A 12,403-nucleotide genomic window follows, 5' to 3' on the forward strand; every position below is an offset into this window, starting at 1 on the left:
ACCTAACGCCATCTTTGCGCTGGGCAATCTTGAGTTCCTTAACCATAAATCACTCACTGTTATTGGTGCTCGCAAGCCTAGTGAGTACGGAGTCCAAGTTATTTCTGATCTTATTCCTACCCTTGTTTCCGCAGGTATCACCATTGTCTCCGATCTAGAGCAAGGATCTGATCTCTCTGCTGCCCAAATCGCGCTTTCCCATAATGGAAATGTTATTGGTGTCCTAAGTAGCAGCCTTTCTCACCTCAAAAATCATAAATTTGCCCCATTGATAAATGATGCGCTCGCCCAAAATAGTGGGCTTATTCTTAGCGAGTATGGCAAAGATTATCCCCCCACCAAGTGGAAATTTGCTCAGCGAAATCGCCTCATCGCCGCCTTAGGCCAGAAGCTCCTGGTGACTGAGGCTGGTGAGAAGTCCGGTACACTGCATACCACCACTATCACCCGCAAGCTTAAACATCAAATCTTTGCCGTTCCTGGTAATATCTATAGCAATAATAGCGTTGGAACAAATAACCTGCTTAAACAGGGTGCGTTGCCTGTTACATCGAGCCTAGACATTTTAAATCACTATGGTAAGTCTGCTAATAAAACTTCGTCAAAAACTCTAAATCCATCAGTTGCTCAAATCAATCTGCTTAAGCATCTGTCTAATGAGATAGATACTAATAGACTTGCTCGTGTAAGTAGTATTCCGATTTATAAGCTTCTTCCACTCCTGACTACCATGGAGCTTGCCGGCTTAGTTAAAAAACTGGGTGATAGATGGGTCCGTGCTTGAGAATATCGAGAAGCGGGTTCTCGAAGCTGGCATTATGGGTTTGTTGTTCCTGCTACTTGACCTAGGGTAGATATTTCTGCCTTAAGTTCGTATGCCAGCATGCTTCTGCCTTGATTAATTCCTATTGCAACGCCAACTAAGAGTATAAGGATCAGCCCGGCTAGGAGTAACCCGGCAAATCCACTGCCTAAAAGCTGAACTTGACCGCTAGTATTTGGGGTATCATTTATAACTTCAGCGCCCTTAAAATGCAGGATGAAATTTGTGAAATTAGCCAAGGCTACCTGCCGGCGGCGGATAGTGGAGGGAGATAAGTCACCTTGTTTAAGGTAGTGCTCATAAGATCTATGTGAGGATGGGTTTAGGTAGTCAACAATATTGTCATCAACTGCAGTTGGCGTTAACCCTTCAGAATCAAGTAAGAAATTGTAGTATTGACGAATATCTGAGACATAATTGCGGATAGTAGTTTTGGATACATTTTGTTCTCTAAGGTGGTTTCGATATTTATTGAGTAAGTTCATGTTTAGCTTGTGTTACACGATTGTTACACACTTGTTACAACTTAGTCAAGCAAACAAAGAGTTCCAGTCTTCCCAGAAGCTGGTAAGGCCTTTGTCTGTGAGTTCGTGCTTGAGGTCATATTCTTTCCAGTCTTTGCCAAGAGTGACTAGTTCATCATAGGCAATGGGTTTTAATCCAGCTGTGTCTGCTAAGAAGTCTGGGTCTGGAAGCTCAAAGCCAAGATCAGCCCAGGGTTTGAAGGCTTTATCGAAGGGAATGGTAATAATATCTGTGCCTGCTGCAATGGCATCTTTGATCTGGGTGACAGTTCGGACGCTGGCAGTTAAAACCTGGACGTGACCATCTCCCGTTTCAAAAAGCCTCACCATGTTGCGGACAGTGTCCATACCAACCTCACCTTTATCATAGAGTCTTCCTACAAATGGAGAGATAAAAACAGGGTATGCGCTAGCTTTGGTGGCCTCATATACCCCAGCGGCTTGGTCTTGAGAAAAGACAAGAGTGATGTTTAATGGCATAAGCAAGCAAAGCTCTTCGGCAGCTTTTAAGCCTGCACCCGTGCAGGGTAGTTTAATACTAGCGTTAGGGATCCAGCTAATGCGCTCTTTTGCCTGCTGAACCATTTCGGTAGACGAAGTCTCGGCATTAGCAAAAACCTGGATTGAGACAGATCCCTGGGGGATGATCGAGCTCATTTCTTGAACTGTATCACGGTAGGCTGATTCAGCAGCCTGGGGCGTGATGTTACCACTTGACTTTGCAAGTAGGGTCTTTGCAATAAGCGAAGGGTTTGTTGTTTGGCCGTCGAGCCAGCCCCCAAGCATCTCTTTTGCCTTGCGTGTTTCGCCAGGGTCTCCCCCATCGATAAAGATCTTGGTTTTTAGTGTTCTTTTGTCCAACATTTTAGTATACTTATATAAGATAACGTATATGCTAAGAAAAAACAAGCTAGGTTTTACTTTAATTGAGCTATTGGTGGTTATATCCATTATGGGGTTGCTATCAGCTGTGGGACTTACCATCTTTAAAACCTCGATTAAAAAAGGAAAAATTGCACAAGCCGTGTCTAATGCCAAGGATTTACAACAAGCTACTAATCTTTATTTAACTATCACAGGTTTCTATCCACCAGATTTAGGTCGAGGCTGGGACCCAGGGTATATGCAGTTAATACCTACTAATCCTGATGATGGAAGCACTAACGTTGCAGTTTTAAATGCCGCTGTCCCTTTAGATGCGCAGGCAAAATGGGACGGACCTTATTTAACCGAGTGGCCAAAGCTTACTCCGTGGGGGGGCAAATATGACTATAACTACTGGCCAGTTGGGGCTAGTCGCTATGGTTGCACAGTTCCTGCTGGGGTGTACATGGGTATTCAAGGTGATTACAGCAATAATAATACCGTTCCGCTAGAAGAAGAACAGCAGATGATAGACATGGGCTTGGATCAAGATGGCTGTTTAAATGGTGAAGTGCAAATGAAGCTACTTTCTTTGTAAAACTTTCCTAATGGCTTTTATAATATCCCTGCGGCCTATTCCAACATAATTAGCGACCTCTTCATAGCTTCCGGTCGTGGCAAAACTGTGAAGTCCAACGCGCTCCATTGGCACTGGGTAATTTTCTACTAAAACCTCGGCAACAGCGGATCCAAGGCCACCATTAACACTGTGGTCTTCTACAGTGATAACAGCTTTGGTTTTCTTAGCACTCTCTATTATGGTTTGCGAATCAATAGGGTTTAGACTGTGAGAGTCTATTATCTCAATATCTATATTTATTTCCTTGGCAATCTCGAGAGCCAACCCAACGTGGGGACCACAAGCAACAACGGTTACCTCGCACCCTTCGCGCATAATGTTGGCTTTGCCGATTGTAAATGGTGTTTCTTCTGTTGTAAATACAGGTAATGGCTCTCTGTAGAGCCGTAAATAAGCTGGGCCGTTATGTTTTACCAGGGCTTCCACAGCTTTAATAGTCTGATTTGGGTCACTAGGCATGATAACTAACATGTTGGGCAAGGCTCTAAACATCGCAAAGTCCTCAAGAGCGTGGGCAGATGGACCATCCTGAGCGTTAGATATTCCTCCATGAGAGCCAACAATCTTAACATTTAGCTTATTGTGACAAACACTTTGGCGAACATGATCCATCGCTCGACCCAAAAAAGATCCAAAAGTTCCAGCAAAAGGCTTATATCCCCTCAGCGCAAATCCGGCGGCAACACCGATCATATCCTGCTCAGCAACGCCGGTATTGTAGTAACGGTCAGGGTATTTAGCACCAAACTCATCGAGTGTAAGGCTTCCACCCAAGTCGGCTGAGATGGCTACAATCTTTTTGTCACGACCTGCTAACTCAATTAATGCCTCACCAAAGGCCTGTCTAATCGCCACCTTCTCCCTTACTTTATAGTATTTCATATATTAAGATCTTTTAATGCTTGTTGGTACTGTTCGTCGGTTAGCTTGCCGTGATGCCATTTATAGTCCCCTTCCATGAAGGAAACTCCTTTACCCATAACTGTATTGGCAATAATAGCAAAAGGCCCGCGCGCTGCATATCCCTGCTTAAGCGCGCCTATAATTTGGTCAAAATCATGTCCATCTATCTCAACCACTTCCCAGCCAAACGCTTCATACTTCTCCTTTAGAGGATCCAGAGAGGGCATTACCTGCCTGGTTGGACCATTAATTTGGCTTTCGTTTTTATCTATGATGGTTATAATATTATCCAGCTTATGTTTAGTCGCAAACATTAAGGCTTCCCAGGTAGAGCCTTCCTCTTGTTCTCCATCTGAGGTCATCACAACTACTTGACTAGTCTTTTTGTCTAACTTTAGGGCTAAACCTAAACCCACTCCCACAGATAATCCTTGACCAAGGGAGCCAGCGGATATTTCTATACCAGGAAATGTTCCTCGCTTGGGGTGTCCATGCAGGTCAGAGCCAAATTTGCGCAGACCTTTTAGTTTAGATTTAGGATAATATCCAGCAAGCGTGAGAGCTGTATACATGACTGGTACCGCGTGACCAACTGAGAGCAAAAAATAGTCTCGCTCGGTCCACTCAGGTCGTTTGGGATCAAACTTAAGGACAGGTCTAAAGTACAAAGCGGTTAAGATATCTGCCATAGATAAAGATGAGCCCGGATGTCCAGATTGGGCTTCGTAAAGAAGTTTAATCGTCTCTATCCGAATTTCGCGCGCTTGATTTATTAGTTCTGCATTATTCATAATTTTTTTATTTAAGGACGGTCCTTAAATAAATTTATCCAAATCTGGCTAACTTACGAATGGCCTCTTCAGGATTTTCAGCCCCAAACACGTAACTAGTTGAGACGACACGCGTTGCCCCAGCTTCGGCTACGAGCTCGGCTGTATCGTGGTTTATTCCGCCATCTATTTCGATAGGTACTATGTCGTTAATTTCCCGTACTTCGTGTATTTTATTTAGAACCCGATGGTCAAACTCTTGGCCAGAAAATCCGGTCTCAATTGCCATTAAGAGCACCACATCAACAATGTCTATATACTCCTTAATGACCGAGACAGGTGTATCTATATCCAAAGCCAAGCCAACTTCAGCTGATTGCAAGGACACCGCATCAATAAAGCTCTCTGCATCTTGAATCCCTTCAATATGTCCGATTAACCTGTCAAACCCAGCTTCTATCCATATATCAACAATGTCTTGAGGCCGCTCAACCATCATGTGAAGCTCTTTTTTAGGTGGTGATTTGAGCTTACTGAAAGGCTCTGGATCGTCAAACGTGGTGTTATCAAAGAGGACCCCGTCAACAATATCTATATGAACAAAATCTACAAAGGGAGCTACAATGTTGTATTTGCGCTGTATCTTCGCAAAATCCTGCTCTAAAATTCCTGGTAATACGTCTAACATAGATTATTTAGGTAAACTATGAAACATCTGATTTTCATATTGTGCTATTTTAGCTAATCTTCTCTGGTGGCGTCCAGCTTCAAATTTAGTGTCAAGAAAAACTTTAATTATTTCTTTTGCCTGTTCATCATTTAGCCAATCACCAGAAACAGCTAAGATATTGGCGTTATTATGAGCTTTCAGATGTTGAGCTGATTCAATGTTATGTGCGCTACCAGCTCGAATTCCTTTAACCTTGTTGGCAGCCATAACAACTCCCGCGCCTGATCGACAGCTAAGTATACCAAAAGATTCTGAATCTTTAGCTACAGCTTTGGCTACGGCAAAAGCAAAATCTGGATAGTCGTCGCCGGGGTTAAGCTCATATGCTCCCAAATCCTCATATTCATATGTTTCATAGTTTATCTGCCCCCACTCCCTCATCCATCCTTTAATCTTTTCTTTTAACTCATAGCCTCCGTGATCAGCTCCTAGGTAAATCTTCATAAACTTAGCCTAACAGCAGTTGAGAGTGATGTCAATAGTATAAAAAAGTTTTAAAACCCGGTTTTAAAACTTTTTAGATGTGCATCTAGTTACCAGGTTGTGCAGACAGCCCCACCGCTACAAAGCATCCATGCCCAGGTTGGTCTAACTGGATCATAAAAAGCTTCTCCCGCACTAGGAAAACTTTCAGGTCCGGACGAATGAGAGAGAAGTTTAAATTGGGTCCCGTCCGACCTATACAGGTATCCAGACCAACCACTGGTAATTCCTCTTAGATCGGTAGGTAAAACGGTAATAAAATCAGGGACTAGCCCTGGTATATATGCGTTTGCACCGCTTGTAGCCCTGTTGCCACCATTATCGCTTACTCCCCACCAAGATCCTCCAGTTGAAGGATATTTATTGTAGGCGGTGTAATATGCCTCTACCGCAGAATACATAGCTCTCATGTCCATTTTTCTCTTTGCATCTCTGGCTCTTTTTTGAGCACTGGTGTATGTAGCTAGTCCGGCTGCAGCCAGTAAGCCAATTATGGATATAACTACCAACAGCTCAATAAGTGTAAAACCTTTTCGCACTTGCACAGTTTCAGCTTAGCAATTTTTTCTTGCCCTGTCAAGCACTCCACAAGGTCAGACCTTGTGGAGTTCGCTTGGGGGCTTAATTACTGGGGCGCTCAGTAGAGGTGTGGCCTCCAAACTGGCTCCGTAGTGCCTGGACTACTTTATAGGCTATTGATTCTTTGTCTCGACTCTGATAGCGGTTAAACACGGCATTTGCGATGTTTGGCACAGGTACCCCTAGCTCCATTGCCTCCTTCACTGTCCAGTCCCCTGTTCCCAGACTGCCTATTTCTGCTGGAGTATCTTTGAGATTTGGATTACTACTTAATGCTTTATTTAGCCAACCCACAAGGTTGCTTTGAATAATAGATCCTTGGTTCCAAACTTCAGTTGCTTTTACCAGATCTGGTTTAAGTGGGTGTTTGTCTAAGATATTTACTCCTTCGGCAATTGACTGCATCATGGCATATTCGATGCCGTTGTGGACCATTTTTACAAGATGCCCAGAGCCTGATGGACCAAAATATGCATATCCCTTATGCTCATACGAGAGCGCCTTAAATAAAGATCGGATCTTTATATACGCTTCTTCTGGTCCTCCTATCATAAAACATGCCCCGGTTCGCGCTCCCTCTATTCCGCCCGATGTTCCTACATCAAGATAATGTATTCCCTTTTTTGCTAATTTTTCAGCGTCCCTTTGGCTGTCTTTATAATGAGAGTTAACGGCGTTAATAATAATATCTCCCTTTTCTAATAGCTCGCTTAAAACCGGGCCGTTGTTGCCAAAGAGAATATCTTGGACTGGTTTTCCAGCTGAAACCATTAGCCATAAAATTCTAGGTATCTTAAGCTTAGATACTAATTCCTCTAAAGTTGGCGTGAATTGAGCATTAGGATTTTTTTTCACAAACTCTTCTGCCTTACTGGTGGTGCGGTTGTAGACTACTACTTCAATCCCTTCCTCCACGGCGTGCTCAGCTATCGCCCTCCCCATATTTCCTAAACCAATTAGTCCAATTTTCATATTTTTATAATATCACACCTGTATTTTAAAACCGGGTTTTAAAATATTACTAGGTGGACCCCAGCTCCCTGGTTTATATTTCATTAGGTTTTTATCCGCCGAAGAGGCGGACTGCCACTTTTTTAATATTGGTGTAATAAATTTCCAGCTAGCTCTCACTTCTTTCGTGCTTGCAAAAAGGGTCTGGTCTCCAACCATGCAGTCAACTATTAATTTTTCATATGCTTCAAGTAGCTTGGTTGTATGTGCTTTTGCGTAATCCAGTTCCAGTTTGTGCGGTTCCATTTTTAGTTTCAAGCCCGGTACTTTCATTAGGGTTTCTATAGTAATTTTTTCATCTGGCTTTATCTCAAAAATAATTCGATTACATGATTTTCCTTGTTGACCGCTTAGTTTTATTGATTCGTGGCGAAGATCCTTAAATTGAACAACTATGCGGGTAGTGTCTTTTTTTAGTTTTTTGCCAGTTACAAGATAGAACGAAACTCCGCCCCATCTCTTATTATCTATCTCTAATTTTAGAGAAGCATAGGTTTCTGTCGTAGAATTAGCACTCACACGTTTCTCTTGCTGATACCCAGCGTATTGCCCTCTAATACAATCTTTTGCGATATTACTGATAGGTTTTAAGGCGCGCAAAACTTTGACTCGCTGATTGCGGATTGATTCAGGCTGGAAGTTGTCCGGTTCATCCATAGCTACCGATGTTACCATTTGAAGCAAATGAGATTGAACCATGTCACGAAGAGCGCCAATTTGATCATAAAAACTTCCTCTAGTTTCCACTCCTAGTGTTTCTGTGGCAATAATTTTTATGTGGTCAATATAGTTTGAGTTCCAGATTGGTTCAAAAATAGTATTACCAAACCGGAAAGCCAAGATGTTCTGCAAGCTCTCTTTGCCTAAGAAGTGGTCAATTCTATAGATCTGCTCCTCTTGAAATAGTCTGGCTAGCTTTTCATCAAGTAGGCGCGCGGTCTCTAGATCTGATCCAAAAGGTTTCTCGAGGATCACCCGGGTCCAGCCTTCGTCAGGTCCGCATGGCTCGGTGAGACTAGACTTATCTAGGTTAGATATTATAGAATTATAGTGCTGAGGAGGAACAGCAAGATAAAACAGCTTATTAGTACAGTACTTCCATTGATTATCCTGGAAACCGAGTAGTTTTTTAAGCTCGTTGTAGCCAGAGATATTGTCAAAGTCTCCCTGAATATATGAAAAGAGGTTTAGAAAATCTTTTTTACCAGGACGAGGCTCTAAGGCTTTGCTAAGAGTATCTTTAAATTCGCCTTCTGAAAGGTTGCGACGGGCAAAACCAATAATGCGCATATTTTTAGGTAAGATACCCTTACAGTAAAGATCAAAGAGAGCTGGTGCAAGTTTGCGGGAGGTTAAGTCCCCGGTTGCGCCAAAGATAACCATAATTGAGGGTGAAATCTTAATATCCACTGGCTACAGTGTACCATATTTAGAGTGATTTTTTTTACGAGTTAGACTATAGACCAAAATAACGACTAAGGATATTAATATCTGAGGAACAAAATCATGATAGAAATACCAGCTGTAAGTCCCAATAGTGATAATCACCACTGGAATTAAGTAGAACAAACGGTAAGTCTCCACTTTTTTACTGTAGCGCTGGATAACGAATATCGTTCCTAAAAATATCAGCACGGTTATTCCGTATGGACGCAGACTTAAAATATCTATAAGTCCCCCGTTTAAAGCTCCTACCATATATATATTAAAGGCAAGGCCTTTAATATTACTGGACCAGAGGATGAAAATTAAGAGAGCTAAGGGTATTGGAAATAAAGTTGACTCAACCAAAACAGCCAGGAGGATTATGATGGTTATTATTATACTCATAATATATTTTCAATCTCCTTTTTTATTTTGGCATATTCATGCTGATTGAGTTCTAATTCAGGAATTAAACTGTTTTCAATTAACATCTGTTTGAATGGGAATAACACACTAGGGAGATTATATTTGGTTATAATCTGTCCAACCTGAGCTATATTAACCTGAGCCTGGGTAAATAAAGAAAGGAGATCAATAAAGTCTTTACGACCTTTGGAGCTTCTTCCCCTTCGGGAAAGCGTATATAACTTTAATACAAAGAGGTAATCTATTTGGAGTACTTTAAACCCCTGTAGATTGGTGGTATAAGGAAGTAAATCCTCAACAGGTATACCAAGACTGGAGTAATGTGGCAGGTAAATATCCACATCAATGCCTTCAAGATGGATTTCGTATTTATTAAGCCGATCGTTTTTGGAAAGAGAATATTTCTTCTGTATTACTCCAAGAGTATCAAAGTCTATAATAATATCTATATCTTTAGATTTTAAGGTCTGGCTGTATAGATAAGTAGCCCAGCCTCCAATGAGTACAAAATTTAGTTCTTTTTGAAGTTTTTGAAGCTGTTTCCAACTACGATCCGTGATTAGGTCGTTATAATAATCCATTTATCTCCTCCTCTAGTGCTTTAAGATAATCTACTGCGTACCAGTCCGATAAGTTCCAGATGTCAACAAATGTATTTGCAAGAGTTGAGTGTCCTTTGCCAGAAATGAAATGTGGCGGCTTATTAAGAACAAATAGATTAATATTGCCTTTTGCTGAAAACTGAGGGAACCTAAGTTTGAGTTGCTCTAATGCAGGTTTTTCAGCATAAACATAGACCTTTGCGTAATCGGCTGGCGCGTTTTGCTTGAGTAGGTATTTAGAGGCAGAATAACAAGCGTAAATTGTGTTATCTGGCATAGAGCTTTCAAGAGTTTGAACATCTATACTAATAGATGCCTGAAAAACTATATCTGAGCTTAAATTGCGCAAACTTCCCCAATAGTACAGCAACTTAAACACGTCTTGGAGTATAAAAAACTTTGATTCTTTGCGGATTGCGCCTATTTTAGCGGGTTTATCGATTGCTCCATTAACTGTGCTTAGAGAAAAGCCGGTAGATTTTGCAACTTGGGCCTGAGTGAGCTTGAATTGCTTCTCGTGTAGTGCTTTATTTAAGATAAAATGCCAGATTGTTTCGGTTTTAGTCATGGTTTATGTATTATATTTCGATATTTATCGAAAGTCAATAAATAAGAGCTGTTATTCTTGTTTCTGTGACATGTGTTTCATAGTTTACCTAAATTTTAGCCAGGCTTTTTGTAAACGCATGATTTTGGTCCTAACCCGCAAGTATTCCTGGATGTTTTCCATAAAAAACTCGTGAGCAATGTTTTTATGGGCTTTCTTGGATAAAATCGTTTAGTGTACATTATATTGTTGGCTTGTCCGCCGAAACCCACGTTTTTGAAAGTTAGTGGAAAGGCAATAAGGGCAGGATAAGGAGTCTGCAGAGGGCTTCACCTCACGATTGGAGTGTCTGGCTTCCTCCCGACTTTGTTGGTTTTCCCGCTTTCCTCTTGAAATCGTGAGGTTTTTACCAAAAAAAACCTTAAATATTTTGTGTAAAAAATTCATCTATTCATCTGCGAATAATTATTACTATAAGCTGATAAAAATCATAATTAGTCAATTGTGTTTTCATTCTTCTCCACCACTTGGCGTGGCCTCTTTGACTTTTTCATGTTATTCTAATATAATTGATTTAATCTCGCCCAGGCTGATTAAGTTCATAAGTCCTGGGACATTTTTTTACAAAATTACCTAATTTTTTCATCTCGATTTTGAATATCCCTTTTTTCATTTGCCAAATTTCCTTTCCTAAATGACCAGGCATGTATACAACAATAATCTTCTTGTTATGCTTAATTAAGTATTTATAAATTGGCTCGAAATCACCGTCGCCTGTGAAAAAGATAAACGAATTTATATCTCTATCAAGCGCTGCATACATATCCATAACAATCTCAATATCAAAATCGCATTTTCTAACCGTAACAATCTCACCTTTAATTTTTCTAACTATTATATGCTTAACAGGTTTTGTTTTTATCCTATATCCCATTAATTTCACATCTCTAATAAACTTTCTTGATTTTGGATGATCATCTGTTCCGTAGTAAAAATTTATTTCCTTAATTTCTTTGTACTTTTTAAGATATTTATAAATCTTTTTAGGATCTGGCTCGTATTTTAGAACCTTTTTCCAACCATAAACATTGGCCCAGTCTATAAAAACAGCTGTCTTATCGTTGAGTCTTAGTGCTTTAGAATTTGTCATTTGTTTCATAGTTTACCTATCAACTTTATTGTAATATTCCGCTTGGGCTTGCTGAGCTTGTTGATTCCTTAAGCTCTCTACAAAGCCCTTTAACCTGGACCATCTCCCCTAATTTAATTTTAATACAATATGGCTCGCTTGTTACTTCATCATATAAAGTTACTCCATTAGTTTCTACCTCATCTGCTTTTATGGTTCCTTTAATTTCGATACTACCGTCTGTGGTCATAGTTATCTTCCCTCCAAATACTTCCAGATTAGCCAAAGCATTTTGTTGCAACTCTAGAGGTCCTGAGAGGGTCTGGATGGAGCCATTGAGGCCGTCTATGGATATGAGGCCTGCTGAGATATTTCCCGTGATGGAGATATCCCCAAAGGTTGAGGCTCCCAGTACATTAAGTTCGTTGTTAATAGTTAGATTTTCCAATTCAGACAGGTTTGCGGAGGTGGTGGCCTCTGAGAGGGAAAGATCAAGTAATTGAGCGGATATGGAGGCGATCCTTTCATCAGCTAAGTCCATTCTATCTGTAAGGGAAATAACATCTTGTTTAGAAGCTAGTTTACTCGCCGATGAGGCGAGCTCTTGTAGTCCTTTGGTTAATACTGGTATTAGTCCGATGGTGTTAAGCTCTCTGTTTCCATTACCATCTATTGATACTAATTTGGGTATAACTATCTCTATGTCTTGGGCTATGAATCCAAGGCTCTTTGAAATGGAGTTCTCCTCAGACTTCCAGTTGAACTCTACTGGGTTTAAGGCCATGATCGTGTCTAGACCGTAGGCGGAGTTTTCAACGTTCTTTTTTAGATTAAGATCAGAACTACAGGCTATTACTCCTCCGTCTGATAGTGTACAGCCTGTGGAGCCAGAACCATTAAAACGGGCAATATCTCCAGTTGTAGACTTAACATCCAGTTTGTAGAGG

General features: G+C 40.9%; 16 protein-coding genes. 2 read left to right on the forward strand and 14 right to left on the reverse strand.

Annotation, left to right across the window (positions count from 1 at the left end):
• On the forward strand, positions 1-784 hold a 784-nt coding region (locus CO050_03200), incomplete at its 5' end, for a hypothetical protein (protein PJC31411.1).
• 32 nt (positions 785-816) lie between these two features.
• Here the strand turns inward: CO050_03200 and CO050_03205 are convergent.
• Positions 817-1,308: a hypothetical protein gene (locus CO050_03205; protein PJC31412.1), complete on the reverse strand. Its 492-nt coding sequence runs from the start codon at positions 1,306-1,308 to the stop codon at positions 817-819.
• 45 nt (positions 1,309-1,353) lie between these two features.
• Complete coding sequence (locus CO050_03210; GenBank protein ID PJC31413.1) at positions 1,354-2,211, reverse strand: transaldolase; 858 nt, start codon at positions 2,209-2,211, stop codon at positions 1,354-1,356.
• Between the two features lie 28 nt (positions 2,212-2,239).
• Between CO050_03210 and CO050_03215 the strand changes: the two genes are divergently transcribed.
• A complete protein-coding gene (locus CO050_03215) occupies positions 2,240-2,809 on the forward strand; it encodes a hypothetical protein (protein PJC31414.1) in 570 nt (189 codons plus the stop codon).
• Here CO050_03215 and CO050_03220 read toward each other — a convergent pair.
• The 12 genes from CO050_03220 to CO050_03275 form a co-directional block, all read right to left on the reverse strand.
• Positions 2,795-3,733 carry a transketolase gene (locus CO050_03220; protein ID PJC31415.1) on the reverse strand — a complete coding sequence of 313 codons (939 nt, stop codon included), beginning with the start codon at positions 3,731-3,733 and terminating at the stop codon, positions 2,795-2,797. The genes CO050_03215 and CO050_03220 overlap by 15 nt on opposite strands.
• Entirely contained in the window at positions 3,730-4,545 is an 816-nt protein-coding gene (locus tag CO050_03225) for a transketolase (protein PJC31416.1), read from the reverse strand. Before CO050_03225 ends, CO050_03220 begins: the two co-directional genes overlap by 4 nt.
• A 34-nt stretch (positions 4,546-4,579) precedes the next feature.
• Positions 4,580-5,212 (reverse strand): hypothetical protein, encoded by a 633-nt coding sequence (locus tag CO050_03230; protein ID PJC31417.1) that lies wholly within the window; start codon positions 5,210-5,212, stop codon positions 4,580-4,582.
• A 3-nt stretch (positions 5,213-5,215) separates the two neighbouring features.
• On the reverse strand, positions 5,216-5,698 hold the full coding sequence (locus CO050_03235; GenBank protein PJC31418.1) for a ribose-5-phosphate isomerase: 483 nt from the start codon (positions 5,696-5,698) through the stop codon (positions 5,216-5,218).
• 89 nt (positions 5,699-5,787) lie between these two features.
• Positions 5,788-6,282: a hypothetical protein gene (locus tag CO050_03240; protein PJC31419.1), complete on the reverse strand. Its 495-nt coding sequence runs from the start codon at positions 6,280-6,282 to the stop codon at positions 5,788-5,790.
• Between the two features lie 76 nt (positions 6,283-6,358).
• Complete coding sequence (gene gnd / locus CO050_03245) at positions 6,359-7,288, reverse strand: 6-phosphogluconate dehydrogenase (decarboxylating) (GenBank protein PJC31420.1); 930 nt, start codon at positions 7,286-7,288, stop codon at positions 6,359-6,361.
• A gap of 12 nt (positions 7,289-7,300) precedes the next feature.
• On the reverse strand, positions 7,301-8,737 hold the full coding sequence (zwf, locus tag CO050_03250; GenBank protein ID PJC31421.1) for a glucose-6-phosphate dehydrogenase: 1,437 nt from the start codon (positions 8,735-8,737) through the stop codon (positions 7,301-7,303).
• 3 nt (positions 8,738-8,740) lie between these two features.
• A complete protein-coding gene (locus CO050_03255) occupies positions 8,741-9,157 on the reverse strand; it encodes a hypothetical protein (protein ID PJC31422.1) in 417 nt (138 codons plus the stop codon).
• Entirely contained in the window at positions 9,154-9,759 is a 606-nt protein-coding gene (locus tag CO050_03260) for a hypothetical protein (protein PJC31423.1), read from the reverse strand. The genes CO050_03255 and CO050_03260 overlap by 4 nt, the downstream gene beginning before the upstream one ends.
• The gene (locus CO050_03265; GenBank protein ID PJC31424.1) at positions 9,746-10,348 is read right to left on the reverse strand and encodes a hypothetical protein; all 603 of its coding nucleotides are present in this window, start codon (positions 10,346-10,348) and stop codon (positions 9,746-9,748) included. Before CO050_03265 ends, CO050_03260 begins: the two co-directional genes overlap by 14 nt.
• A 553-nt stretch (positions 10,349-10,901) precedes the next feature.
• The gene (locus tag CO050_03270) at positions 10,902-11,486 is read right to left on the reverse strand and encodes a hypothetical protein (GenBank protein ID PJC31425.1); all 585 of its coding nucleotides are present in this window, start codon (positions 11,484-11,486) and stop codon (positions 10,902-10,904) included.
• Between the two features lie 16 nt (positions 11,487-11,502).
• The coding region (locus CO050_03275) for a hypothetical protein (GenBank protein PJC31426.1) at positions 11,503-12,403 on the reverse strand (901 nt) is incomplete at its 5' end.

Source organism: Candidatus Roizmanbacteria bacterium CG_4_9_14_0_2_um_filter_38_17 (assembly GCA_002788855.1).
In the GTDB taxonomy this organism is placed as follows: Bacteria; Patescibacteriota; Microgenomatia.